The organism is Paenarthrobacter ureafaciens (assembly GCF_004028095.1).
Taxonomy (GTDB): domain Bacteria; phylum Actinomycetota; class Actinomycetes; order Actinomycetales; family Micrococcaceae; genus Arthrobacter; species Arthrobacter ureafaciens.
Map to the genome: position 1 here is coordinate 1,703,071 of NZ_SBHM01000007.1, position 23,626 is coordinate 1,726,696.

At 63.0% G+C, this 23,626-nt stretch carries 22 protein-coding genes, 3 tRNA genes and 1 riboswitch; of the genes, 12 read left to right on the forward strand and 13 right to left on the reverse strand.

Annotated elements, in window-relative coordinates; all coding sequences use genetic code 11:
* Nucleotides 1-46 precede the first annotated feature (46 nt).
* Both AUR_RS12290 and AUR_RS12295 read left to right on the forward strand, forming a co-directional pair.
* Nucleotides 47-685: a copper resistance CopC family protein gene (locus tag AUR_RS12290; protein WP_128397164.1), complete on the forward strand. Its 639-nt coding sequence runs from the start codon at nt 47-49 to the stop codon at nt 683-685.
* A 179-nt stretch (nt 686-864) separates the two neighbouring features.
* Nucleotides 865-1,027, forward strand: a riboswitch (cyclic di-AMP (ydaO/yuaA leader).
* A 3-nt stretch (nt 1,028-1,030) separates the two neighbouring features.
* Nucleotides 1,031-1,816 (forward strand): NlpC/P60 family protein, encoded by a 786-nt coding sequence (locus AUR_RS12295; RefSeq protein WP_021471137.1) that lies wholly within the window; start codon nt 1,031-1,033, stop codon nt 1,814-1,816.
* Between the two features lie 147 nt (nt 1,817-1,963).
* On the opposite strand, the gene AUR_RS12300 is transcribed toward AUR_RS12295, so the two are convergent.
* Nucleotides 1,964-2,572 carry an FAD-dependent monooxygenase gene (locus tag AUR_RS12300; protein ID WP_021471136.1) on the reverse strand — a complete coding sequence of 203 codons (609 nt, stop codon included), beginning with the start codon at nt 2,570-2,572 and terminating at the stop codon, nt 1,964-1,966.
* Nucleotides 2,573-2,995: 423 nt separating this feature from the next.
* Between AUR_RS12300 and AUR_RS12305 the strand changes: the two genes are divergently transcribed.
* Both AUR_RS12305 and AUR_RS12310 read left to right on the forward strand, forming a co-directional pair.
* Nucleotides 2,996-4,033 carry a universal stress protein gene (locus AUR_RS12305; RefSeq protein WP_062094812.1) on the forward strand — a complete coding sequence of 346 codons (1,038 nt, stop codon included), beginning with the start codon at nt 2,996-2,998 and terminating at the stop codon, nt 4,031-4,033.
* Nucleotides 4,034-4,054: 21 nt separating this feature from the next.
* Nucleotides 4,055-6,904, forward strand: a complete 2,850-nt coding sequence (locus AUR_RS12310) for a PEP/pyruvate-binding domain-containing protein (protein WP_062094814.1) — start codon at nt 4,055-4,057, stop codon at nt 6,902-6,904.
* 39 nt (nt 6,905-6,943) lie between these two features.
* On the opposite strand, the gene AUR_RS12315 is transcribed toward AUR_RS12310, so the two are convergent.
* Both AUR_RS12315 and AUR_RS12320 read right to left on the reverse strand, forming a co-directional pair.
* Nucleotides 6,944-7,864 (reverse strand): cation diffusion facilitator family transporter, encoded by a 921-nt coding sequence (locus AUR_RS12315; protein WP_062094816.1) that lies wholly within the window; start codon nt 7,862-7,864, stop codon nt 6,944-6,946.
* A gap of 10 nt (nt 7,865-7,874) precedes the next feature.
* Complete coding sequence (locus AUR_RS12320; protein WP_021471132.1) at nt 7,875-8,324, reverse strand: metallopeptidase family protein; 450 nt, start codon at nt 8,322-8,324, stop codon at nt 7,875-7,877.
* Nucleotides 8,325-8,451: 127 nt separating this feature from the next.
* On the opposite strand from AUR_RS12320, the gene AUR_RS12325 reads away from it, so the two are divergent.
* Together AUR_RS12325 and AUR_RS12330 are read left to right on the forward strand one after the other, a co-directional pair.
* Nucleotides 8,452-9,522: a LacI family DNA-binding transcriptional regulator gene (locus tag AUR_RS12325; protein WP_021471131.1), complete on the forward strand. Its 1,071-nt coding sequence runs from the start codon at nt 8,452-8,454 to the stop codon at nt 9,520-9,522.
* The gene (locus AUR_RS12330) at nt 9,519-10,442 is read left to right on the forward strand and encodes a carbohydrate kinase family protein (RefSeq protein ID WP_062094818.1); all 924 of its coding nucleotides are present in this window, start codon (nt 9,519-9,521) and stop codon (nt 10,440-10,442) included. Before AUR_RS12325 ends, AUR_RS12330 begins: the two co-directional genes overlap by 4 nt.
* 14 nt (nt 10,443-10,456) lie before the next feature.
* On the opposite strand, the gene AUR_RS12335 is transcribed toward AUR_RS12330, so the two are convergent.
* A complete protein-coding gene (locus tag AUR_RS12335) occupies nt 10,457-11,458 on the reverse strand; it encodes a DMT family transporter (RefSeq protein ID WP_021471129.1) in 1,002 nt (333 codons plus the stop codon).
* A gap of 233 nt (nt 11,459-11,691) precedes the next feature.
* On the opposite strand from AUR_RS12335, the gene AUR_RS12340 reads away from it, so the two are divergent.
* From AUR_RS12340 to AUR_RS12350, 3 genes are all read left to right on the forward strand, one after another.
* Nucleotides 11,692-11,764 (forward strand) — tRNA-Glu (locus AUR_RS12340).
* A gap of 105 nt (nt 11,765-11,869) precedes the next feature.
* Nucleotides 11,870-11,943: transfer RNA gene (locus tag AUR_RS12345), tRNA-Asp, on the forward strand.
* Nucleotides 11,944-11,991: 48 nt separating this feature from the next.
* Nucleotides 11,992-12,067 (forward strand) — tRNA-Phe (locus AUR_RS12350).
* A gap of 189 nt (nt 12,068-12,256) precedes the next feature.
* On the opposite strand, the gene AUR_RS12355 is transcribed toward AUR_RS12350, so the two are convergent.
* The 6 genes from AUR_RS12355 to AUR_RS12380 all read right to left on the reverse strand — a co-directional run bounded on the left by AUR_RS12355 (nt 12,257) and on the right by AUR_RS12380 (nt 18,737).
* Nucleotides 12,257-13,417 (reverse strand): acyl-CoA dehydrogenase family protein, encoded by a 1,161-nt coding sequence (locus tag AUR_RS12355; protein WP_021471128.1) that lies wholly within the window; start codon nt 13,415-13,417, stop codon nt 12,257-12,259.
* On the reverse strand, nt 13,414-14,607 hold the full coding sequence (locus AUR_RS12360) for a CaiB/BaiF CoA transferase family protein (protein WP_021471127.1): 1,194 nt from the start codon (nt 14,605-14,607) through the stop codon (nt 13,414-13,416). The genes AUR_RS12355 and AUR_RS12360 overlap by 4 nt, the downstream gene beginning before the upstream one ends.
* Nucleotides 14,608-14,694: 87 nt before the next feature.
* Entirely contained in the window at nt 14,695-15,423 is a 729-nt protein-coding gene (locus AUR_RS12365; protein ID WP_082694557.1) for a GntR family transcriptional regulator, read from the reverse strand.
* Between the two features lie 78 nt (nt 15,424-15,501).
* Nucleotides 15,502-16,866, reverse strand: coding sequence for an ABC transporter substrate-binding protein (locus AUR_RS12370; RefSeq protein WP_069696081.1), 1,365 nt, complete (start codon nt 16,864-16,866; stop codon nt 15,502-15,504).
* Nucleotides 16,867-16,923: 57 nt separating this feature from the next.
* The gene (locus tag AUR_RS12375; RefSeq protein WP_062094824.1) at nt 16,924-17,805 is read right to left on the reverse strand and encodes a carbohydrate ABC transporter permease; all 882 of its coding nucleotides are present in this window, start codon (nt 17,803-17,805) and stop codon (nt 16,924-16,926) included.
* Nucleotides 17,802-18,737 carry a carbohydrate ABC transporter permease gene (locus tag AUR_RS12380; RefSeq protein WP_021471123.1) on the reverse strand — a complete coding sequence of 312 codons (936 nt, stop codon included), beginning with the start codon at nt 18,735-18,737 and terminating at the stop codon, nt 17,802-17,804. The genes AUR_RS12375 and AUR_RS12380 overlap by 4 nt, the downstream gene beginning before the upstream one ends.
* 467 nt (nt 18,738-19,204) lie before the next feature.
* Between AUR_RS12380 and AUR_RS12385 the strand changes: the two genes are divergently transcribed.
* Nucleotides 19,205-19,918: an MgtC/SapB family protein gene (locus tag AUR_RS12385; RefSeq protein ID WP_062098959.1), complete on the forward strand. Its 714-nt coding sequence runs from the start codon at nt 19,205-19,207 to the stop codon at nt 19,916-19,918.
* Between the two features lie 33 nt (nt 19,919-19,951).
* On the forward strand, nt 19,952-20,764 hold the full coding sequence (locus AUR_RS12390; protein ID WP_062094826.1) for a glycerophosphodiester phosphodiesterase: 813 nt from the start codon (nt 19,952-19,954) through the stop codon (nt 20,762-20,764).
* 15 nt (nt 20,765-20,779) lie between these two features.
* Here the strand turns inward: AUR_RS12390 and AUR_RS12395 are convergent, their stop codons facing one another.
* From AUR_RS12395 to AUR_RS20730, 3 genes are all read right to left on the reverse strand, one after another.
* Complete coding sequence (locus AUR_RS12395) at nt 20,780-21,079, reverse strand: DUF4193 domain-containing protein (RefSeq protein ID WP_021471120.1); 300 nt, start codon at nt 21,077-21,079, stop codon at nt 20,780-20,782.
* Between the two features lie 217 nt (nt 21,080-21,296).
* Nucleotides 21,297-22,118: a hypothetical protein gene (locus AUR_RS12400; RefSeq protein WP_241650917.1), complete on the reverse strand. Its 822-nt coding sequence runs from the start codon at nt 22,116-22,118 to the stop codon at nt 21,297-21,299.
* 127 nt (nt 22,119-22,245) lie between these two features.
* Nucleotides 22,246-22,923, reverse strand: a complete 678-nt coding sequence (locus AUR_RS20730; RefSeq protein ID WP_277749644.1) for a DUF6318 family protein — start codon at nt 22,921-22,923, stop codon at nt 22,246-22,248.
* 176 nt (nt 22,924-23,099) lie between these two features.
* On the opposite strand from AUR_RS20730, the gene AUR_RS12410 reads away from it, so the two are divergent.
* A complete protein-coding gene (locus tag AUR_RS12410; protein WP_062094830.1) occupies nt 23,100-23,621 on the forward strand; it encodes a hypothetical protein in 522 nt (173 codons plus the stop codon).
* Nucleotides 23,622-23,626: the final 5 nt, after the last annotated feature.

Below are 23,626 nucleotides of genomic sequence, written 5' to 3' on the forward strand. Positions count from 1 at the left end.
GATTCGCCTAGTCTGTAAGGAAGCCAACATTAGGAGAAACCGCCCCATGCGCACCATCCGCCCGCTCCTGGCCGCCGTCGTTGCTGCCCTCGCCTTCGCCTCGGCGCTGCTTTTCGGCGCCGCCCCGGCATCGGCGCACGACGCCGCAGAATCCACGAGTCCGGCCAGCGGAGCCACGGTTGCGGAAGTTCCGGCATCGGTCTCCGTCACGTTCAATAACCGGCCGCTGGCTATTGGTTCGGGCATGTCGGTGACCGCGGGCGGGGAGAACTGGGCGGACGGCGCCGTGCAAATCATCGACAACCAGGCGGTCCAAAAACTGCGCCCCGGCGCTCCGGCGGGCCAGTACACGGTGGTTTGGCGCGTCGTCAGCTCCGATTCGCACCCCATCGAGGGCACCTTTACATTCACGGCAACAGCAGGAAGCACGACGTCGGAGGGGGCCACCGCGGGAGCCTTGCCGTCCGCGTCGGGCCAGGCAGGTTCGGGCACTGTTCCGAGCGCAGGAACTGCGGCCCCCGGAACCCCCGTCAGCGAACCGGCTCCGGACGCCTCCCAGCCGTTCCCGTGGAGCATCGTGGCGTTTGCTGCATTAGCTGTTGCGCTCGTTATTTTCCTGGCCGTTACAGCCCGTCGGAAATTGGCTGCCTCCAATGATGCCGAGGGCGATAAATCCGCGGAATGACGGGGTTTTCTACATATCTGCGAAAATCTCGAAACGGTTACTGCGACACGCTCGACGCCCACTTCTCGTTACTTAAATGTGACTTTGCTGTGATCGTCGCGTACGGTAGTACCTGTGCCCGATCCGCATTCGGCGCACTTCCGGCCTGATTGCCTAGCTCTGCCGCAGGTCGGAATCCGTTCGCAGACATACCTACGGCAGAGACGGGGAACCCATTTTAGGCCGCCAATGAGCGCGCCTTGGGGTGAAGCCACGAAGCTTCCGCTGAACAGCGGTGGATAGTGGCCGGGTGACTCCCATCCGAATCCGACAGCTAACCTCGCAGGCATCGGGAGAGGCTCTTTCATGTCTTCACGCATTCTTCGCGGCCGTCGTAAGGCGGACAGCGTACGCCCCAATCCGTTCATCTCCATCTCCAAGGCAGTTGCCAGCAACGCTTCAGGCGCTGGCCGCCAGGCAGCCGTCATCGCTGCAGCTTCGGGTCTTGTCCTGACCGGTTCCATTGCTGCGCACGCTGCCGAAACTCCGGCACAGGCTCCGGTCCAGCGGGACTCCAGCCCCGCCACGGTTGCTGAAACCGTTGCCGAAACCCCCAACAAGGTTGTCACTGCCGCAGCAACGGCCACCGTCAACTTCGAGCGTCCCGCTGTTGCTTCCGTGGCAGCACCGGTCATCGAGAAGCCGGCTCCGGTTGTTGAGGCTCCCAAGAAGGCCGCAGCCAAGGCTGCTGCTCCCGCCGCTACCGCCACGGTTGCTGCTTCCGCACCTGCCGCTGCTGCTCCCGCAGCACCTGCCCCGGCACCCGCTGTTGGCGGCGTCAACGCAGCAATGGTTGCCTCGGCTTACGCCCAGATCGGTGTCATGCAGGACTGCACCGCCATGGTCGAAAAGGCCCTCGGCTCCGCAGGTATCCCGGTGGGCGACCTTGCACCCATGCAATTCATGAACTACGGCAAGGTTGTCAGTGATCCCCAGCCCGGTGACATGATCGTCCAGTCCGGCCACGTTGCCATCTACATCGGCAATGGCCAGGCCATCTCCGGTGGCATCAACGGTAACCAGACCGGCATCCACCCGATCAGCTGGCTGACCGCAACCGGCCCGCTCACGTACGTCCGCGCCGGCGCATAAGCTTCACGCTTCACAAAAAGGCCGGCACCCCGGAGGTTTTCTCCTCCCGGGGTGCCGGTTTTTTGGTTTAAGGCTTTTGGTCTAAGGCCCCTGCTCCAAGAGCCCTGTTTCAGGGCTGCCTTGGTGCCGCTGTGGGGGTTGCCGGGCTTAGGCGATCGCGAGGCCGGGCGCTGCTGGAAGTGCCACCTTCGAAGAGATGGCCTGCCCCACCGCCTTGGCCTGGCGGAGGACTTCCTTGGGGGTTGGCGTGATGAGTTCTCCCACTCCCACCAGATGCATGCCCACCGCGCGCATGGCGGCCACAAGGTTCTGACCAACGGCAATCCCCAGCTCGGCCAGCATCTTGCGTAGCTGGCTCTGCGCGCAACGCGTCACTACAACGTGGTCGGCAAGGAGAATGCCGTGCGCCGTGTGGACGGCCCATTGACGAGGGGATGCGAGGGGAGTTTCTGCAGCCGTGAGCAGGTCCAGCCGGACCGCCTTGGTGGTGTTGCGTACATCCAGGTGGTGACTGGCCGCGTAGTTCCGCAGGTGGCGGAGGATCTGGTTCCGTTCCAGCATGGAAGCGGGATCGGCTACCTCGCAGCGTTGCAGCATGCCGGTATGCACGGAAGGACCCGTCTGTGCCAGTGGGCCGAAGCCGTCCACCACGATCGAGCCCACGCCGTAGCGGCTGAGTTCGCTGGCCACGGCGAGGCCTGAGAGTCCGGCTCCGATCACCACGGTGGTGGTTCGCTCCGTGGCGGAATCAGGCATGAGTGACACTGCGTGGTTCCTCCTTGACGTACGTGCCCAAAGGCAGGATTGGACGCTTCCGGTTCCCCAAACGGTCGCAAATAAATGGCCGGTATGTGTTCTGGAACACTCTCACCGGCCATTCGGTGACTCGAACACTACAGAACTTTTGGGGCGTTGGGTAGCCTTCCTGACAGCGTGTTATTACTTCTTCCCGGGGCGTCCCGGGAGGGCCTTGAAACCGAGCCCGGACCGTTATGCAGATAGCGGAAAAGCCGCCTTGATTCGCTATAAGCAAACGAGAATAGTTGGCATTGGACGAGGAAGTCCCGTGGCTTCCTCGTTCACGGACATTAGCGCACAACGTGAGGTGTAACACCCCTACGTTGAACCTCTGGCAGAATGGCCGGAACATCAAGCAGCAGGTGGAGAGGCGGGCCCCAAATGGACCAGCACGGTAGTCACGTTGAACATCCCCGCGGCGGTGACGCGGAAGCAGTAGCCCCGGGCGGCATCGTGGTTGGAGTGGACGGCTCCGAACACGGACAATGCGCTTTGGTGTGGGCAGCGCGTGAAGCCGAACGCCGGCAACTTCCCTTGCACATCGTGACCGCTTATTCAGTGCCGATCTTCGCCGCCTCAGGGTTGGACGGCGGATACGCAACGGTGGACGACTCGATGATCCGGGAAGGCGCCGAAGCCATCGCCAAACAGGCCATGGAGAAGGTTTCCGGCTACAACATCGACGTTGACGCCTCGGTGGAGAACGGGGATGCCGCCGGTGTCCTGCTGGATCTCTCCGCGGAAGCCGCCCTCTTGGTTTCGGGCAGCCGCGGACGCGGTGGATTCGTCGGCCGTCTGCTGGGCTCCGTCAGCAGCGCGCTGCCGGCCCACGCGAAGTGCCCCACAGTGACGGTGCCGTTGTATTGCGCCGACCGCCTGGGCCAGAGCACCGAGGACAAGCACATCAAGGCCGAACACGCGAAGGCCGGTCCCCGCACTGTGGAGAACATTGTTGTAGTTGGTGTTGACGGCTCCGAACAGGCGCGAGTGGCGGTCCTTGAGGCTGCTGAACAGGCAGAACGCATGGGCGCGAAGCTGCGGGTAGTCTGCGCTGTGCCTCAGTACAGCGGCTCGCTGGCCTGGGTGCCGGCCCCCTTGGACAGGGATGCCCTGTTCGCGGATATCAAGGTCCAACTGGATGCCGGCGTTGCCTGGCTCCGCAGCCATTTCCCGCATCTCACGGTGGAAACCCAGCTGACAGACGGCTCTCCCGTGGACGTCCTGGTGGAGGCCAGCAGGGGAGTGGAACTGGTGGTCCTGGGCACCCGTGGACGCGGCGGGTTCGCCGGAATGCTCCTCGGTTCAACCTCGGACGGCGTGCTGCACCACGCCAAGGGACCGGTCATGGTGGTCCCGGATCGCGAAGACTCCAGGCTTGCGGACAGGCCCAAGTTCGGCCCCATGCTGGGCAACGACTAGGACCTGACGCTTCACGGCGGCATGGACGGTGAAGCGGCGGAAGGGCCGCAGCAGGGCGGGCAAACCGGGAAGGCTTCAACAGCCGGGTACGGTTTCATCCTTCCGTTGGACCGGATTCGTTCAGGCATGCTGGCGGAGGTTGGCGGCAAGGCCGCCAACCTTGGTGAAATGGCCACCGCCGGTTTGCCGGTGCCGCCCGGATTTTGCCTGACGACGGCGGCCTACCGCCGGGCGCTTGACGGCGCAGCGTTGGGTGAGGTGCTGGCTGCCCTGGACGGGACCGACGTCGTTGATTCTTCCCTTGATGCCCTGGCGGCCCGTGCCCGCTCCGTAGTGCTGGCTGCCGGTGTTCCTCCAGAGGTGGCCGAAGAAGTCCGCACGGCGTACAACAGGCTGGGCCCGGATGTCCCGGTTGCTGTCCGGTCCTCGGCCACGGCGGAAGACCTGCCTTTTGCGAGCTTTGCCGGCCAGCAGGACACTTTCCTGAATGTGGTTGGCGTGGATGCCGTGCTGGACGCAGTGAGCCGGTGCTGGGCTTCCCTGTGGACTGACCGGGCGGCGAGTTACAGGACTGCACACGGGATCCGGCATTCGACGGTGGCGCTCGCCGTTGTAGTGCAGCAGATGATCGACGCCGCCACCGCCGGCGTCATGTTCACGGCCAACCCGCTGACCGGGCGTCGGCAGGAGGCGGTCATCGATGCGAGTCCCGGCCTGGGCGAAGCAGTGGTCTCCGGCGCGGTGAATCCCGACCAGTACGTGGTGGATATCCGGAGCCTCCAGATCCTGACGCGCACCATCGGTGACCGTAGAGTCGAGATCCGGCCCCTGCCCGGTGGCGGGACTGAACGGGTTGAACACTCCGGACAGCTTGGAAAGACCGGGCTTGACGCTGCGGCGATCGGGACTGACGGCGAAGTTTCGCGGGTGGAACCTTGCCTCACGGACCACCAGATCCGGGCGCTCGCGGCCTTGGGCGACCGCGTGGAACAACACTACGCAGCTCCGCAGGACACCGAGTGGGCCATGGACCGGGACGGGAAGCTGTGGTTGACGCAGGCGCGGCCCATCACCACCCTGTACCCGCGACCAACAAGGACGCCGTCTTCCGGGGGCGAGCATGCGTTCTTGAACTTCAGCCTGGCCCAGGGCCTCACCCGGCCCCTGACGCCCATGGGGCTGGCGGGAATCAGGCTGATTGCTTCCTGCGTCGCCCGCCGGGCCGGCTTTGACGTGCCGGACCCGCGCACGGGCCCTTCGCCGTACTACGAGGCTGGCCAGCGGATCTTCTTCGACATCACTTCAGTGCTTCGGAGCAGGGTGGGCAGGGCCCTTGCGCCCAGGATTTTCGACATTATGGAGGCCCGGTCCGCCGCTTTGATCCGGCGCCTCAGCGAAGACCCCCGATTCGCCATGACCAACAAGACTCCTTTCAAGCTGATCCGCCATGTGGCTCCTGTTGCAGCGAGATACCGGGTGCCGGAAACGGTCCTTCGGGGTCTGTTCAGGCCCGCAGCGGCCATGAGGCAACTGGATAAGGTCAGCCAAGACTTGAAGGACGCCTTCGATCTTCCCGTCTCCGCCACGAGCCATCAGAGGTTGCAGCATGTGGAGCGAATCCTCGGAGAGCGGATTTTTGCCACAGTTCCCCAGGTCCTGCCCCTTCCGGCACTTGGCTTTGCCCTGCTGGCACTGGTCCGGAAATTGCTGGGTCCCGACGTTTCCTACGACGAACTTCAAACAGTTATTCGTGGCCTGCCCCATAACGTCACCACCGAGATGGACCTTGCGCTCTGGGAGTTGGCGAGCAAGATCGGACAGGACCCGGAAGCAGTTGAGTTCTTCGTTTCCCGTGGCGCCGCAGAACTGGCGGAGGCCTACAAGGCAGGTGGGCTTCCGGCACGTCCGCAAGCCGGTCTTGAGAGGTTCCTTGCCGAATACGGGGACCGGGCCGTCGCGGAGATAGACATCGGGATGCCGCGCTGGTCGGAGGAACCCACCCACATTCTTGGAGTTCTTGGGAACTACTTGCGGCTTGGGCAGGGCGGCGGTGCTCCCGGGGCCGGAGGTTCTCCACGGCAGCCGGAACCCACGCCGCAACCCGACCCGCCCCGGCAGTTTGAAAATGCCGCCACCGAAGCCGAAGACCAGGTTGCACGCCTGGTGGCCCGTGGCAGGACCAAGAGCGCCCTTCACGCCGCGGTGATCCGCTTCGCCCTCGATCGCACGCGCCGCTACGCGGGCCTGCGGGAATTGCCCAAATACAACCTGGTCCTTGGTCTGGCCGAGGTGCGGAGGCACATGGTGCGGATCGGCCGGGAACTGGCAGAAGCAGGGCGTTTGGACGAGGCCGATGACGTCTTCTTCCTGGACTTCGAGGACGTGGAACTCGCCTTGGCCGGAACCCGCTTCCAGCCGGTGGTGGCGGAACGCCGCCAGGATTACGACCGTGAGCTGCAGCGCCGCCACATCCCGCGGATGCTGCTCTCGGACGGAACAGAACCCGAAGCCGTGGTCGATCCCGGAGCCAAAGAGCCAGCGGCCAACGCGTCCGCGGGAGTACTCACCGGCAGTGCGGCATCGACCGGGACAGTGACGGGGCTGGCGAGGGTGGTCATGGACCCGGTAGGAGCCCACCTGGAGCCCGGCGAAATCCTGGTGGCGCCTTCAACCGATCCGGGCTGGACGCCGCTCTTCCTGACGGCAGGAGGCCTGGTCATGGAAATGGGCGGTCCCAACTCGCACGGGGCCGTGGTTGCGCGCGAGTACGGGATTCCCGCCGTCGTGGGCGTCCCCGATGCCACCGTGCGGATCGCAACCGGCCAGCGCATCACGGTAGACGGCGCCTCCGGAACGGTAACGCCCGCCTGAACAGGCACTTCAAAGCCCGGCACGGCACAGCGAATGCAGCTATGCGTGCTGGTGGGATTCGTGCTCCGAGTGGCTCACCGGTTCAAGCTGGAAGGTGCAGTGCTCGGTATCGAAATGACTCCCCAGGCAGGACCCCAGTTGGTCAAGGATGCTGTCCGCGCCGGCGGCGTTGAGAAGTTCGTCTTCCACCACCACGTGGGCCGAGAACACCGGCACTCCCGAGGTAATGGTCCAAATATGGATGTCGTGGGCCTCCACCACTCCGTCCACGGCCAGGATGTGCTCGCGGATCATGTTGACGTCCACTCCCTTGGGGGTGGCTTCAAGCAGCACGTCCACTACGTCGCGGAGGAGGTGCCAGGCGCGGGGGATGATCATGACCGCGATCAGCATGGAGGCGATGGGGTCCGCAGCGCTGAAGCCCGTGGTCATGATGACGACGGCGGCCACAATGACGGCGATCGAGCCGAGGAGGTCGCCCAGGACTTCCAGGTAGGCGCCGCGTACGTTGAGGCTTTCCTTCTGCGCGCCTTGGAGGATCAACAGTGAGACGAGGTTGGCTGCGGCACCCAGAATTGCGGCCCACAGCATGATGTCGGTGTGGATCTCCGGGGTTTCGCCGAACCTGCGGATGGCCTCGATCATGATCACCACCGCGATGACAATCAGGACCAGGGCATTGGCCAGGGCGGCAAGCACTTCGGCCCGTTGGTAGCCGTAGGTGCGTTGATCGCTGGCGGGGCGCGTCGCGATCCAGGCCGCCATGAGCGCGATGAACACGCCGGCGGCATCGGAGAGCATGTGTCCGGCGTCGGCCAGCAGCGCAAGGGAACCGGAGATAATGGCGCCGACCACCTGGATACCCACCACGCCCAGGGTGATGCCCAGGACGGCTATGAGTCTCTTGCGATGCCTGCCGGTTGCAGTGAGTCCGTGCGAGTGGTTGTGGTCGTGCCCCATGCTTCTAAGGCTAGCCCCAGCCGAGTTCGTGCAGGCGGTCGTCGTCGATGCCGAAGTGGTGGGCGATCTCGTGTACCACCGTGATGGCCACTTCCTCGATGACTTCGTCGCGGGTGGTGCAGATGTCCAGGATGGGCTGGCGGAAGATGGTGATGCGGTCCGGGAGCGAACCCGCCTCCCACCATGAATCGCGTTCCGTCAGCGGGACGCCCTCGTAGAGGCCCAGCAGTACCGTGTCCGGGTCTTCGCCGGGGCGCGGAACGTAGGTGTCCTCAATGAAGACGGCCACGTTGTCCATGGCGCTGGCTGCCTTGGGCGGGATCATGTGCAAAGCATCTTCGACGGCGGCCTCGAACTCCTCCGGCGTCATCCGGAAGGGGGCGGCCCGGCCCCGCAACGGGGACGAAGGAAGGTCGCCGTCAGGGATGATAGGCAGGCCTGGAGGAAGATTTGCGGGCATGTTCCGACTGTAACGCCCGCGTGCGGCATTGACGCGGGGTGTGATGAGAGTTACTGTTTTCGAGGCCCGGTTATGCGTATAACTGAACCCCTGAATCAAGCCGGAGCCGCACGACAGACAGGCTTCCATGACCCGGCCCGGCACCAGCGGCAAGTCCGGCCCCACGATGCACCACGTGGCGGCCGCTGCGGGCGTTTCCCAAGCCACGGTATCGCTGGTCCTCAACGACGTGGGGGGAGCCAGGGTCTCGGAGGAAACCCGGCGGCGCGTCCATCAGGCCGCCAAGGAGCTGGGGTACCGCACCAACGCCCACGCGAAGGTTCTCCGCGAAGGCGTTGCTGAAATGATCGGTTTCGTGGGGGACCACGTGGCCACCGCACCTTTTGCCGGGAAGATCATCGAAGGCGCACAAGCCCGGGCATGGGAGGCCGGGATGTTGCTGCTCACGGTGAACACGGGCGGAGACCGCGGGCTGGAGGCTGCGTCCCTCGAAGCCATGCTCTCGCACAAAGTGGCCGGGGTGGTCTACGCCTCGATGTATCACCGGAAGGTGGATGTTCCGGACGTCCTGGGTGAGCTGCCCGCCGTCGTGCTTAACGCGCAGGACCGCAGCGGCGCCTTCGCGAGCATCGCGCCGTCGGAGGTGCTCGGCGGGTACACCGCCACCCGGACCCTCATCCGGGCAGGGCACCGAAGGATCGGTTTCATCAACATCGGTGCGGTGGAGGACGGACTGCCTGCCGTCGTCGGGCGGCTTGAAGGCTACCGGAAGGCGCTCGCAGAGGCGGGTATTGCATACGACGGCGGACTGCACCTCGCGGGGGACGGCGACGAAGCCGGCGGTTACCGGAGGACGCTTGAGCTGATGGCCGGGGATCGCCCGCCCACAGCGATTTTCTGCGGTAATGACCGCACGGCGTGGGGCGCCTACCAGGCGCTGGCGTCGAAAGGGCTGGCCGTTCCGGATGACGTGTCCGTGGTCGGCTTCGACAACCAGGAGTCACTCGCACCCCATCTGCGGCCCGGCCTGACTACCTTGGAACTGCCCTTCATTGACATGGGAAGGCGTGCCGTGGAGTTGATCCTTGCCGGTACGCCAACCCCGGGCCACACTGAATTGTTCGAATGTCCCCTTGTTGAACGTCATTCCGTGGCCGCACCTCCACACCTCCCCAACCAACGAACAGGAACCGCATGACCGCCACCCCCTCCCTCGCACCCGAACCCCTCGACGTCGTCGTGGTGGGTGAGGCGCTGATCGACATCGTGCAGTCTCCGGATGGGCAGATCGAGTATCCGGGCGGTTCACCTGCCAATGTGGCCTACGGCCTGGGGCGCCTGGACATCAAAGCCGGCCTGTTGACGGCGATCGGACGCGACGACCGCGGTGACGCCATCACCCAACACCTCCAGAGCGCGGGGGTGGTTCTGCTTCCCGGTTCCAGGTCGTTGGGGAAGACGGCCACGGCTACGGCACAGATCGGCGACGACGGGTCCGCTGAGTACACCTTCGACATTGACTGGTCCTTGCCTCCCGTGGTGCTCCCTTACGCGCCCAGGATCCTGCACACCGGTTCCATCGCCACGTTCCTGCAGCCGGGAGCAAGCGTCGTGCGCGGCATGCTTGAACAGGCGCAGGGCGGATGCATGGTCACCTACGACCCCAACATCCGCCGCGACCTCCTGGGCAGCCACCACGAGGCCCTCTCCCTCTTTGAGGAACTGGTGCCGTTGACCGACGTCGTCAAGATGAGTGAAGACGATGCCCGCTGGCTGTATCCGGGCAAGGACCTGGCGGGAACGGCCCGCCACCTGCTGTCCCTGGGGACCGTGCTGGCCGTGGTGACGCAGGGGGCGAACGGATCCCTCATGGCCACGCGGGAGACCCAGCTGAATGTCCCGGCCATCCCGTCCACGGTGGCCGACACGATCGGAGCGGGGGATTCGTACATGTCCGCGCTGATCCTGGGACTGCTCCTTCGGGGAAGCGATGGCCTGGCTCCGACAGTGCTGGAGAGGATCGGCACCACCGCCTCCATGGCGGCATCCATCACTGTGGGCCGCTCCGGGGCGAACCCGCCCACGCACCGGGAACTGCTGGCCGGAATGGCCCGCTGACTTTTCGCTGAAACCTAACCTTTTACTGCGCGCGTCCTCGACTTGGACGCGCGCAGTACTGTTGTGCGCTCCGCCTTGGGGGTCCTGCGGGTCAGCGCTACGCCGAGCAGGCACACCACGCCGCCCAGCAAACCCCAGATCGTGGGCACTTCCTGCAGGACGGCCCAGGAAATAAGAATGGTGGTTCCCGGGACGAGGTACGTCGTGGCGGCCATCTTTCCGGCAGGAATCAAGGACAGCGCGTAAGCCCATGTGGTGAAGGCAATCGCCGTCGGGAAAACGCCGAGGTAGACCAGGCCCAACGTGGCTGCCATCGGCGCCAACTGAATTTCGCTGATGAGCTGGCCTGTCCAGGGCAGGCAGCACACGGCGCCAACCATGATGCCGAACCAGGTGGCCTGACCCGCGGTAAACGTGCGCAGGACGGGTTTCTGCAGGATGGCGCTGACAGACGCGAGCACAGCGGCCAGCAGGCACAACAACACGCCGGCCACGTCCGCCGTCGACCGTTGCCCGGAGCCCAACGCGATCATCGCAACCCCGCCAAAGGCCACCGCGCTGCCGATCAGCAACCAGCGCGGAAAGCCTTCCTTCAGGATGAAGCCGGCCATGACCGCTATCAGGATCGGTGAGACGTTGATCAGCATGGCGCTGGTACCGGCGTCGAGCATGTGCTCGGCGGCGTTCAGCGCCACGTTGTAGCCGGCGAACCACATCACCCCGTAGGCTGCGATAGGCAGCCACTGGCGGCCTTTCGGCCACACCTTCAGCGTCGGCAGCACCACCAGTCCAAGCACGACGGCGGCAACGGCCAAGCGTCCCAACGTCAAGGAGCCGGGGGAGAAGCTGGGGCCGACCGCCCGGATGCCGACGAAAGCCGAAGCCCACAGGACTACGGTGACCACGACGGCGGCTATGCCGGCTTTGCTGATGGTTGCCGCGGCGACCGGCGCGGGGATGCTGCGCTCCTGGTCGCCGGAGGGCTGGCCGGATCCGGCCGGGGTGGGGGTTGTCATAGGGCAAATCTAGCGCGGCATCCGACCGTGGGGCTGGCGGATTTCGGACGCGTCAGAGCAAAAAACTGCCAATGTCCTGTGCGCTGTTTTTGGACGTGTCCGAGGTCACGCTCCTCTCGATTTTGGATTATCGCCATCCATGCTCTAAGGTTTTAGAGTCCAGTTCGGACGAGCGAGAGCGGAAAAGAACGCATAAAGCGTTGTCTTCTGCTGCGAGTTCGAATTGAGTTCAGGCCCCCATCGTCTAGCGGCCTAGGACACCGCCCTTTCACGGCGGCGGCACGGGTTCGAATCCCGTTGGGGGTACGCAAGGCAAGTGGTAAATCGGACTGAAAAAGTCTGGTAAGCTGGAAGCCTTGAAAAAAACGCGGTAGAGATACTGCAAAGCGCGGTAGAGATACCGCAAAGCAAGGCCCTGTAGCGCAGTTGGTTAGCGCGCCGCCCTGTCACGGCGGAGGTCGCGGGTTCAAGTCCCGTCAGGGTCGCTCTGAGCGCCGGAAGGAATTCCGGTTCTCAAGGTGACATGTCACCTAGGCTCTGTAGCTCAGTTGGTAGAGCGTTCGACTGAAAATCGAAAGGTCACCGGATCGACGCCGGTCGGAGCCACCAGCTAAACCCCGCATTTCCAGTCGTCAGGACTTTGGAAATAGCGGGGTTTTTGCGTTGGGGAATTTCGTTGCCGCATTGGCCCTATGTCTTATGGGCTACGGCAGCGGCGGTCCCGGCCTTTTGTTCCGGTGGCCGGGCGCCGCCGTCGAGCATTTCCCAGTCAGTTGTCCGCCGGTAACCCGCAGCCTGTCAGCGGAAGGCGGGAATGCCGGTCAGCTTGTTGCCGAGAATGAGGGTGTGCACTTCGTCGGTGCCCTCGTAAGTGCGGACCGACTCCAGGTTGTTCGCGTGCCGCAGCGGTGAGTAGTCCAAGGTAATGCCGTTGCCGCCAAGGATGGTCCGGGCCTCGCGGGCGATCTTGATGGCTTCGCGGCAGTTGTTGAGCTTGCCCACGGAGATCTGGTCGATCTGCAAGGTTCCGGCGTCCTTCTTCCGGCCAAGGTGCAGCGCGAGCAGGAAGCCCTTGTTGATTTCCAGCGCCATGTCCACCAGCTTCTGCTGCGTGAGCTGGTAGCCCGCAAGGGGTTTGTCGAACTGCAAGCGCTCCTGTGAATAGGCCAGGGCGGCCTCGAAAGAATCACGGGCCGCGCCCATGGCACCCCAAATGATCCCGTAGCGTGCTTCGTTAAGGCAGCTGAAAGGACCCTTCAACCCCACCACGTTCGGCAGCACCGCGGACTCGGGCAGGCGCACGTCCACCAGATCGATGTCGCATTGGATGGAGGCGCGCATGGACAGCTTCGGCTCGATCGGCGTCGCGGTAAAGCCCGGGGTGGACGTGGGAACCACGAACCCCCTGATGCCTTCTTCGGTCTGGGCCCAGATAACAGCAACCTGGGCTACCGATGCCAGGCCGATCCAGCGCTTGGAGCCGTTAAGGACCCAGTCGTTTCCGTCGCGACGCGCAAAGGTCTTCATGCCGCTGGGGTCGGAGCCGGCGGTGGGCTCGGTCAGTCCGAAGCAGCCGATTGCTTCGCCCTTGGCCATGGCGGGCAGCCACTCCTGCTTCTGCTCTTCGGAACCGTGCTTGTAGATGGCACTCATGGCCAGCGAGCCCTGCACTGAGACGAAGGTCCGTAGGCCGGAGTCGCCGGCCTCGAGTTCGGCGCCTGCCAATCCGTAATCGACCGCGGAGCCCCCGGCGCAGCCGTAGCCCTGCAAATGCATTCCCAACAGGCCCAGCCGACCGAGTTCCGGAACTATCTCCAACGGGAAAGTGGCCGATTCGTACCATTGCGCAATGTTCGGCCTGATGTCCGCGTCCACGAAGGCGCGCACTCTGTCCCGCAGCTTCCGTTCTTCCGGGGTGAGCAAGGAATCGAAGTCAATCAGATCGCTGATGCTGTTCATGCGGAACCTCTCGTGTTCGGGGAAATGGAAGTGAAGGTGCTGCCTTGGTGTTCACCAAGGGTGGGCGGTGCCTGCCGGTACGTGGCGGGGGAAGCGGACAAACGGATGGGATTGGCCAGTTGGACTGATGAGCGGCCGGTGATTGGGTCCGTGAAGTGAACGGAAGGTTCAAGACCCAGGGAGTGACCGAGCGCCAAAGCTTCGCCGATGTCATTGACTTTGCCGGCCGGTACCCCGGCTTCGAGAAGCTTGGCCTGCCAATGAGCGGCGGAATCAGTTTCCAGTGCCTGTTCGAGGATCCTCTTTAAGGGGACGCGTGATGCCACCCGAAGTTCATTGGTGCGAAAGCGGGGGTCCTCGGTCAGGCTGTTCAACCCAAGGGCTTCAGTCAACGCACCGAACTGCCTGTTGTTGCCGACCGCGATGGCAAGCAGGCCGTCTCTGGTCCGGAAAGTTTCATAGGGGGCGATGCTTGGGTGTGCGTTGCCAATGCGGGCCGGGGAGTTCCCGGTAGCGAGCGTTGCTGTTCCCTGGTTGACGAAAGCGGCAAGAAGCGATGAGAGCAGATTGACGTGGACTTCCTGACCGTGGCCGGTGGTGTCACGGACGCGCAGTGCCATGAGGATGCCCGTCAAGGCGTTCTGTCCGGTGAGTACGTCAACCAGTGCGACGCCGGCTTTGGTCGGTTCCGTCTCGGGCGACCCGGTGATGCTCATCAGGCCGCCGAGCGCTTGGACGAGGAGGTCGTACCCGGGGAGTGCGGATCCGGCGCCCGTTCCAAACCCGGAGATGGAGCAGTACACCAGGTCGGGCCGCCCGGCGGACAAGGTCTGGTAGTCCAGCCCAAACTTGGCCATGACGCCCGGCCGGAAGTTCTCCACCACTACGTCGCATTCCGCAGTCAGTTCGCGGGCGTAAGCCAGTCCGTCGTCCGTATTAAGATCCACGACCACCGATCGCTTGTTTCGGTTGACACTGGCAAAATACGTTCCCCGTCCGTGATGGTCCACGGGCGGTACCCATGCCCGGGTGTCGTCGCCGGCCGGGCTTTCGATCTTGATGACCTCGGCGCCAAAGTCCGCCAGCATCATGGTGCACAGGGGACCTGCCAAAACGCGCGAGAAATCCGCGATCCGGATTCCGGCCAGCGGTTGGCTCAGGGGGGACTCGGAGGAGCTGGGGGATGCCACTTCGCATCCTTTCGCTTGTATGTTGCATGCTACTGAGGTTGCATGCAACTGTAGGGCACTTTCGGAAAGCTGTAAATACCCGTGGAGTCAGCGGGAGAATTTGGTGAGCTGCTCGAGCTGAGAGAGGTACTCGTCTGCTGACAGGCCAGGCGTCCGGGCGCAGACCCCGCTGATCAACAAGTGAGCGGTCCGGGTGACATGGTCCCGTACGGCTCCGGCTGCTGCCCGGGAATCCCTGCGCTCCAACGCGGCCAGGATGTCCTTGCGGTCACAGGCCAGGTCCTGGCTGCTTCGGGCCGACGGGATAGTGACCAGCCCATGGGCCAGCACCATATTGCGTAGTTCGCCGTCCAAGGCCAACAGGCGGGGGTTGCCCGCGAGCTCCATCAGGAACAGGTGAAAGTCCTTGTCAGCCTGTAAAGTTGCCGGCCCGTCCTCGCGGGCGGCAGCGTCAAGGATACGGCCGTGCAGGGTTCGGAAGTTGGCCAAATCTTCGTCGGTGGCCACCTCCGCCGCGCGGGCTGCCGCAGGCGGCTCGAGGATGATGCGGATTTGGAAGATCTGCACGATCTCATCCAAGGACATCTGAAGCACCCGCACACCGCGGTTCTTCTCGATGCGGACGATTCCCTCTTTTTCGAGCAATTGAAGCGCTTCCCGGACCGGCGTTCGGGAGACTCCCAGCTTCTCCGCCAATCCGATTGCCGAGAAGTGTTCTTCCGGGCCCATCTCGCCGGAAGTGATGGCTGCACGCAGCATGTTGGTGACCTGAACCGTCAGGGATTGGCCATGGTCGATCTGTTGCATGCTACTCATGCAGGCATTCTACGGTCTGGGTTCTGCGGTGCAGAGATTACGACGTCGGCACCCGGCCGGGTGCCGACGTCGCCGTCGTCAGGACTTCAGCTTCGGCTTCACGTCCTTGTTGTAGATCGATTCCAAGGATGCTTTGAGTTCCGACATGGTGGTTTTCACGTCGGCCTTCTCGTTCATGATTTTGGTCGCTGCCTTGGCCAGCTCCTGGTCCCCACCCGGCAGGAAGGTGCGGGCGTAATCCTGGTTCCGGGTCTGCTTGAGCTGGTCAACAACCACCTGGAACTCCGGCGTTTGGGCGAGGATTGCCGAAACGTCCGCGGTTTGGGTAACCGGTGCGTACCCCGTGGCAGCGGACAGTTTGGCAGTATTCCCGGCATTGGTGACGTGGGCGATGAACATGGCGGCTGCGAGTTGACGCTCAGGGGTGGATTTGCTGGCAATGACCAGCCCGGACCCGCCGGTTGGTGATACCGGAGACTTGCTGACGTCTCCGCCGGGGAGGACGCCCACACCGATGCGCATGGCGGACTCCTTCGAGGCTTTCATGACGGTGGCGAGGTCGGCCGAGGAACTGATCGTTGCGCTGACCGCGCCGGCCTGGAGGTCGGTGAGGGCATTCTTGGAGGAAACGCCTGCCCATGAGTCCTTGATGATGGAATCCTGCACCCACTGCATGGCAGCGACTGATTCCTCGGAGTCGGCAGTGATTTCCCACTCCTTGGACCACGCACCTCCGCGTCCCCACAGGAGGTTCTGGAGTGTCCAGCCCGCGTACCCCGCAATCGCAGGGTACTGGTAGGCATTCTGGTAGCCGGACGCGGAAGCGTTGGCGGCTTTGATCTTCGGTGCCCACTCCGCGAATTCTTCCCAGGTAGCCGGAGCCCCTTCGGGTACCCCGGCTGCCTTGAAATGGTCCTTGTTGAAATAGAAGAGCGGAGTGGAGCGGGCGTAAGGGATGGCCCATTGTTTCTGGTCGTACTCATAGTCGCTGACCAGTCCAGGGACATAACCGGAGATGTCAGTGTTGGTGGCCTTCAGAAGTTCGTTGAGGGGCAGAATCGCACCCGAGAGTGCGTACCGGAACCACCAGACGTCCGATGCGAGCAGAACATCGGGGACGTCGTTGCCTGCTTGCGAGGTCTGGAACTTCTGGGCAACCTCTTCATAGTTCGCCCCACCGGTAACGAGGTTCACTGTGATTCCGGGGTTTTCTTTTTGGAATGACTCGATCAGCAGCAGCTCCGTATCCCGGGACTTGCCCGGGTGGCTGGACATGTAGCTGATGCTGCTGGCCGGCTTGATGGTAGACCAGTCCACCGCCACGGCTTTGGTGTCCGGACCGCCGCCATCCGTTGAGGGGCCGGCGCAAGCTCCCAATGCCAGGGTGCCGAGGCCCGCGCCGGCTACGGTGAGAAACTGCTTGCGGGTGAATGTAGTGGACATGACGATAGGTGCCTTTCATTGGGTGCTGAAAAGTTGATGGCAAGTTCGAACGGAGCGTTAGCCGGTTACAGAGCCCTGCGTCAGGCCGGACACTATGTACCTCTGGAGAGCAGCGAAGACGATCAGGATCGGCAGCAGGACGATCACCGAGCCGGCCATGAGCATGCCCCAGTTCTGGGTGCTTCCTTCGCTGTTGACGAGCTGCGTCAGCCCCACTGGCAGTGTCATCATGTCCGGGTGGTCAGTGACGATCAGCGGCCAGATGTACTCATTCCACTCGGCCACGATCGTGACCAGCGCGACCGTGGCGATGCTGGGCATCGAGACTGGAACCACGATCTTCCAGAGCTTGCGCCAATGCCCGGCCCCGTCGATTTCCGCAGACTCCAGAATGGCCGGCGGGAGTGTAAGGAAGTGCTGGCGCAGCAGGAATGTGCCAAAGGCTGTGCCCAGGGAGGGAACAATGATTCCCCAGTAAGTATTCAGTCCGCCCATGCCGGCGATCAGGACGTAGTTGGGCAGCACGGCTACCTGCGGCGGAACCATCAATGCGACCAGGATCAGGAGAAAGATCACCCTCTTGAAGGGGAAGCGGATGAAGACCAGCGCGTAGGCGGTGAAGATGGCCAGTACACACTTCACCGTTGAGCCGATTGCCGTCACGATCACGCTGTTGAGGAAGAACCTCGGAAAGGGAACGGTGGACGTGGCCTCCGCATAGTTTTGGAAGCTTGGCTCTTTTGGGAGGAGAGCCAGTTCGGTGGTGACAATTTCTCCCGGTGCCTTCAACGACGAGAGCATCATCCACAGGAGAGGAACGAATACCACAAGGGTGGCGAGGGCGAGTGGTACGTAACCAGTGGCAATCGTCCGGCCAAGGTTCCGCCAGGACAAAGGCTTTGCATCGGCTGGAAGGGGCTGAACGGGAGTAGTGCTCATGAGTAGTGAACCTTTCGTTCCACGAACCGGAGTTGCACAGCCGTCATGACCAGCAGACCTGCGAACAGGACCACCGAAATGGCCGCGGAGTAGCCTGCCCGGTTATATGACCCGAAGGCTTGGAGATAGGAATCGAAGATGAGCGTGCTGGTGCCATTGCCCGATGGCGTCATGATCCGGATGATGTCGAACGCCTGAAGCGAGCTCAGCAGGGATGTAATCAGCAGGAAGAACGTAGTGGGAGAAAGCAGGGGCACCACGATCGTCCAGAACCGGCGCAGGCTCGAGGCCCCATCCAGGGCGGCCGCTTCCATCAGCTGGGGCGGGATGGACTGCAACCCGGCCAGGTAAACGACGGCGCAGTAGCCCAGGTTTTTCCAGACGTAAACGATGATGACCATCGTCAGCGCCAGCTTGGGGTCGTTGACCCACTGAGGACTCGCCTGCCCCACGGAGCGGAGGAGCCAGGACAATGCTCCGTAGGTCGGATCGAAAATGAAGAGCCAAACCAATCCGACCCCGACGCCCGAAAGGACATAGGGGGCAAAGACAACTGCCCGGGCGAAGGTCCTGCCCTTCAGCTTTTGATTCAAGACGAGCGCCACCACCAGGCCGAGCGCCATGGCGCCACCTACCGTCGTGGCGGTGAATACTGCCGTGGTTCCCAGGACGTTTGCGGCATCAGCCGATGAGAAGAACTCGACGTAGTTCGCAAACCCCACGTTTGTGGCGGTTGCTGCTCCCAGCGTCCAGTCCAGGGTGGAGTAATAGAAATTCGTGAGCAGGGGTCTGTAAGTGAAGAGGAGGATCAGGGCTACGTTGGGTGCGGCGAACAGGATAAAGAACCATGCGTCCCGGCGTGTGCGTCTGTTCCACCGGCTGTTCCGCTTGAGGCCGGGCGGTTCTCCGCGTCCACCGGACGGGCTTCGCATGCCGGGGTTGCTTGGCTCCCGGGCAGTCTCCGGACGATTGGTGCCTACAGCGCTCACCACAGACCTCTGACTTCTTAGTCATGTTGTCTGGGGGCAACGCTCATCGTGGCTGATCGGGTCTTTGGGCGGTTGACCTGACAATCTGCCTTTCTTCTGCTGCTAACCTACCGCCCAGACTGTCCCAACGCAATAGCTCGGAAGTGCCGCTTGCGTGACTTGTGCTAACGTCCTTACAAATATCCTGCACTGCCCGACCGGGCAGCCCGACCGGGCAGCCCGAGCGAGAGTTCCAGACCTCCGCTCAGAATGGACCGGCAATGCCGGAAAGCTTGAGGACTTTGTTCATGGTCTTCGGTGTCCCCGCCCCAGGGATCCCGAGCTGACCATGGGCTGTTGGGGACTCCCAAGCGCAGAACTGGAACTGGAGCAACGGCTTGATCTTTGATGGGGATACGCAATGGTGGCAGATGTGTGTGGCGCTCGCGGTGGCGTTGGTTCTATCCACGGCTATCGGGTTTGAACGCCAAAGCAAGAATAAATCGGCCGGAATGCGGACCCACGCAATGGTCGGTCTGGGTGCTGCCCTCTTCATGGTGGTCAGCAAATATGGTTTTAGCGATGTCTTGATGGCTGACCTTGTCAGGCTGGACCCGTCGAGGTTGGCGGCCCAGGTCGTTTCCGGCATCGGTTTCATCGGGGCCGGGCTCGTGTTCGTCCGGAGGAACCAAGTACGAGGCCTCACCACCGCGGCCTCGATTTGGATTACGGCCGCCGTGGGGACGTCGGCCGGCGCCGGATTGGCGCTTCCCGCGGTCTTCGTAACGGCCGCCCATTTCCTCATCGTTTATGCCTACCCGGTTCTATCGGCCAAGTTGCGCTCCGGACTCCCGCAGCAGTGGGTCCTCCGAGTGACTTACGACGACGGCGTTGGGGCTTTGCGGGACGTCCTCACCACGTGCACGGAGGAAGGGTTCCGCGTCCAGGGTTTTGCGACCATCAGGGCCTCCGACGAAACGAAACGCGTGGTGGAAAGACTAATGAAGCATGAGGACGCCTCGACCACCGGGTCCATTGAGATCGAACTGGAGATCGAAGGCACCATGGCCGCGTCGAACGTCGTCAGCAGGCTTTCGCAACTCGCAGCGGTCACCGAGGTGTCCATCGTCGATGACGCCGAGTAGCTGCAACCTTCAACCCACACAAGGAATCACTTCATGATAGAAATCCAAGGCCACAGGGGTGTCCTTGCAACGCAACACGGGAACACCTTGGCCAGCTTCGTCGAGGCACTGACGCTTGGCGTTGACGCCATCGAAGTGGACATCTGGCTTACCTCTGATCGCCAATTGGCACTCCGTCACGATTCCATCGTCAATGGACGCGACATTCGTGATGGCCGACTTCGGGAGGCTGCCGTGGAAGTGCTGCCCGAGGCCGTCCATCGCGTCGGCGCTGAGGCAAGGACTCCCACGTTGGAAGAGCTCTTGGCACTGATGCGTTTCGCGAACGCGGGCGATGTGGTCCTGGACATTGAGGTCAAGACCGATCGGGCGAAGGGGAGGGAGTACAGCCATTCGATCGTGTGGTGGCTGGCCAACATCCTGAGGATTCACGAGTCCGGGCAGGCGCTTCGTGTGCGCAGCTTCGATCCCCTCGTCATCAAGGCCATGGGGGAGGAGATTCCCAGTGTCCCCAGGGTGGCGCTGTGCCGCGACGCTGTTGTTCCGGACCCGGGCCTGTACCCGTCCGACACCTGCGCGCTGATCGAAGCTGCGCTCGCCGCCGGAGCAGAGGCGGTGGCCCCCGAGGTCAACCTCCTGGACGAAAAGCTCGTGGCTCAGGCGCACGCTGCCGGGCTGAAGGTATACCCGTGGACTTTGGTCACGGCGGAGCAGATTGCGAACGCAGTCAGTCTGGGTGTGGACGGAGTATGCGTCAACGATGTTGCCTTGGCCCGGACCACCTTCGCGGGCTTGGGGCGGGAGGTCCCTGTTCCCAGGCCCATAAGCCTGCCCATGCTGCGGTGATGTGAAGTCCGGTGGTCAGCCTTCACATTCCGTGCAGTAATACTGTCCGCCCTTTTCGCGTGCGATCTGCGACCGGTGGTGAACCAGGAAGCAGGAGGAACACGTGAATTCGTCCTCCTGAGGCGGAACGACGGCGACTACCAGCTCCTCGGCGATGAACTCGCCTGCCGGTGTGCTTGAGTCCGGCTCATCGCTTTCTTCCACCTCAAGGACGGCAGTCATTGCTGTGGGGGCGCTTGCTGTCTGCAAGGCTTCCAGCGACTGTTCCTGGGCTTCTTTGACCTCCGGGCGAAGGTCGTCGTAATCCGTTGCCATGGCTGCGCTCCTTCACGAAGTATGGGTGAGCCGATGCGGCCCCGGTGTCTCATTGTAAGCATGCTTATGAATTGTGCAACCTCATTTGTCTCTTGGCTGTGCCGTTGCGACCTTCTTTGATGCCGCAGTGTGCGGTTTTCCGTCGATTTGGGTGGGTTTTGCCGTCGATGTGGGTGGTGGCGGTGCGGCTGTGTTTCTGGTGCCCGGGTTGGTGGTTTTAGTCGTTGGTGCCGGGGCAGCCCCAGGAGTGGGGGTTTTGTTCGCAGGTGTCGGCGACGAGTGCTGTTTCGGTTTTCCAGACGTGGATGGTTTGGGGTGTGGTGGTGAGGTTGAGGGTTCCGTTGATGGGTAGGGGTGGGCCGTTGTTGACGGTGTAGGTGCCGGTGTAGGTGGTGGTGAGTGTTGCGGGGTAGTTGCCGGTGGTGGTGTAGGTGTGGCTGGTTTGGGTGGTGGTGGTGAGCCATTGGGTGTCGGGGATGGGGTGGCCGGTGGTGGGTGTGGGTCCGAGGGTTTGGCCGTCGCCGTAGGTGTAGGTGTAGGTGGTGGGGGTGGCTGTGAGGTGGACGTTTTGTCCGAGGATGGTCAGGTTGAAGGTTTGGGGTGTGGTGGTGGCGTAGAAGTTGGTGGGTGCCCCGATGAGGGTGTTGGGGAAGGGTTGGGTTGTGAGGGTTCCGGGGTTGAGGGGTAGTTGGCGGAAGTCGGTGAGGATGCGGGCTGCGATGTCGTCGAGGATGTTGTGGGGTTCGGGGCCGTAGAGGCAGGTGGGGCCGGTGACGGGGATCCAGTCGGTCCAGCCGGGGTTGGTGATGGCTTTGGGGGCTTCTTTCCAGATCACGGGTGTGCCGGTGGCGCCGTTGGGTGATGGTGGGCAGGCGAGGGTGAGGCAGCCGGGGTCCACGGTGTCTGGCCCGTCGGCGCGGCAGTGGGTATCGGCCATGTACTGGTTCGGGTCCTCGGATGCAGCAGCGGCTCCGTTTCCGCTGGAAAGCTGAGACGCCAACTGGCCGGTCGAAGCATCGATGGTGGTCGTTCGGCCCACGTCCAGCGTCCCAGTCGCGTTATTCGTTCCTGCCCAGTTACCTGTATCGGCTCGGGCCGGCGCCTCCAGCGATATCGCAGCTAGAAAGAGAATTGAAACCATAAGCCAGAGCAGCGCTGGGCGCGACTTAGCGGATGAGAGCAAGGTCAACTACTTTCCATTCGTCGCTGTACGCGGCTGTTAGCTCGAAAGCTGAATTGGTGGAGCTTTCGGAGGCCCTGCCGACGCTTCCATCAGCATTGAAGTAGTCAATCTCTTGCTGGACGACTTGCACCCTCACTAGTTGGCTTGCTCCACCGCCGTTCGAAATCGGTTCTATAGCTGGGAGGGTAATTCGCCCGCCAACCAACCACCGGCCGTCTCTGTGACTGTCCGTGATACCTTCCAATATCCTGTTGCATGCACGGCATCCTGGTTCGAAGGACTCTGCCCATCGTTGAGTTTCTCCACTTTCTGCGGCGTAGTTTTGCTGCGCGTACCAGTACCGGATAAACGCCTCCAGCCCCTCCTTCGAGTTCTCCTTCGCCAGCTCAGGCATGACGGGCACGGGTACGTTCTCGGCCTTGCCTTTCGCGTCAGCCGGCTTGTACTCGCCTGCGGAAGGAGCGCCAGCTGCCCCGGACTCAGACGCTCCGGGCGCAGGAGCGCCGGTCGGCGTAGCGCTGGAGGTGGGTTCCGCCGTCGTCGTGTTTGGTGGGGAGGGTGTGCCGCCTTGGCAGCCCGTCAGCAACAGCGCCGCGGCCAGCGCAAGGCCGGCGCCGCGAAGGCGGGCAGGGGCGAACGAATCGGTTGGGCGGTATGGCATGCAGAATCCCCCGGAAGCAGGTTGGCGTAGTGTCGGCCAGTCTAGGCAGCAGCCCCCGATGGAATCACGGCGAAATTTCCCATATGTGGATAACTCGGACTCTGTTCAGGGCGGGGCGTCGGGCGTAGTCTTGCCCTCGCCTGCTCGTCATCGCAATAGTCCAAACGGGGTGCATCATGGCCGCAACGAGCCGTTCAAGAAAGTCCACGCTGGCGGGGATTCTGGTGGCAGCGGCCATGGCGCTCGGGGCGTGCGCCATCCCCTTACCCCTTCCGCAGGGAACTCCTGCGGCCGCGGAGTCTGCCGCGTCCAGTCCGGCGCCGGCGGCTGACCTGCCCTCTGCCGCGCCCTCTGCTGTGCCCTCTGCGGAGGCCAGTGCTACCGGCCCCGGGGTAGACGGGAACTACGGCCAGTTCTCGTCGTTGTCCGAGGCATGCCTGGCAGTCAGCGCCACCATGCTCAGCGTGACGCTCCTGCCGTTGGCGGCACTCGCGGGTGGAAATCCCGATGACTTGCAGAAGGCCCGGCAGGAATTGTCCCAATTGGAGGACAAGGTGCCCGGGGAATTGAAGCCGGCATTTGAAAAGCTGCGTGCCTACACGGAATCTGCAGGTAGTGATTTCAGCAAATTCGGGGAGCCGGAATTCGAGGAGCTTTTGAAGCCGATCGAGCACTGGATGGACAAGAACTGCAAGTAGAGGCG

Bases quoted from the DNA above. Each gene is read 5' to 3' on its own strand.
- AUR_RS12385 (WP_062098959.1), top strand. From the start codon at position 19,205: ATGTGTGTGGCGCTCGCGGTGGCGTTGGTTCTATCCACGGCTATCGGG.
- AUR_RS12330 (WP_062094818.1), top strand. From the start codon at position 9,519: ATGACCGCCACCCCCTCCCTCGCACCCGAACCCCTCGACGTCGTCGTG.
- AUR_RS12390 (WP_062094826.1), top strand. From the start codon at position 19,952: ATGATAGAAATCCAAGGCCACAGGGGTGTCCTTGCAACGCAACACGGG.
- AUR_RS12395 (WP_021471120.1), bottom strand. From the start codon at position 21,079: ATGGCAACGGATTACGACGACCTTCGCCCGGAGGTCAAAGAAGCCCAG.
- AUR_RS12375 (WP_062094824.1), bottom strand. From the start codon at position 17,805: ATGAGCACTACTCCCGTTCAGCCCCTTCCAGCCGATGCAAAGCCTTTG.
- AUR_RS12370 (WP_069696081.1), bottom strand. From the start codon at position 16,866: ATGTCCACTACATTCACCCGCAAGCAGTTTCTCACCGTAGCCGGCGCG.
- AUR_RS20730 (WP_277749644.1), bottom strand. From the start codon at position 22,923: ATGCCATACCGCCCAACCGATTCGTTCGCCCCTGCCCGCCTTCGCGGC.
- AUR_RS12320 (WP_021471132.1), bottom strand. From the start codon at position 8,324: ATGCCCGCAAATCTTCCTCCAGGCCTGCCTATCATCCCTGACGGCGAC.
- AUR_RS12365 (WP_082694557.1), bottom strand. From the start codon at position 15,423: ATGAGTAGCATGCAACAGATCGACCATGGCCAATCCCTGACGGTTCAG.
- AUR_RS12290 (WP_128397164.1), top strand. From the start codon at position 47: ATGCGCACCATCCGCCCGCTCCTGGCCGCCGTCGTTGCTGCCCTCGCC.
- AUR_RS12410 (WP_062094830.1), top strand. From the start codon at position 23,100: ATGGCCGCAACGAGCCGTTCAAGAAAGTCCACGCTGGCGGGGATTCTG.
- AUR_RS12325 (WP_021471131.1), top strand. From the start codon at position 8,452: ATGACCCGGCCCGGCACCAGCGGCAAGTCCGGCCCCACGATGCACCAC.
- AUR_RS12335 (WP_021471129.1), bottom strand. From the start codon at position 11,458: ATGACAACCCCCACCCCGGCCGGATCCGGCCAGCCCTCCGGCGACCAG.
- AUR_RS12315 (WP_062094816.1), bottom strand. From the start codon at position 7,864: ATGGGGCACGACCACAACCACTCGCACGGACTCACTGCAACCGGCAGG.
- AUR_RS12305 (WP_062094812.1), top strand. From the start codon at position 2,996: ATGGACCAGCACGGTAGTCACGTTGAACATCCCCGCGGCGGTGACGCG.
- AUR_RS12310 (WP_062094814.1), top strand. From the start codon at position 4,055: ATGGACGGTGAAGCGGCGGAAGGGCCGCAGCAGGGCGGGCAAACCGGG.
- AUR_RS12300 (WP_021471136.1), bottom strand. From the start codon at position 2,572: ATGCCTGATTCCGCCACGGAGCGAACCACCACCGTGGTGATCGGAGCC.
- AUR_RS12380 (WP_021471123.1), bottom strand. From the start codon at position 18,737: ATGCGAAGCCCGTCCGGTGGACGCGGAGAACCGCCCGGCCTCAAGCGG.
- AUR_RS12295 (WP_021471137.1), top strand. From the start codon at position 1,031: ATGTCTTCACGCATTCTTCGCGGCCGTCGTAAGGCGGACAGCGTACGC.
- AUR_RS12355 (WP_021471128.1), bottom strand. From the start codon at position 13,417: ATGAACAGCATCAGCGATCTGATTGACTTCGATTCCTTGCTCACCCCG.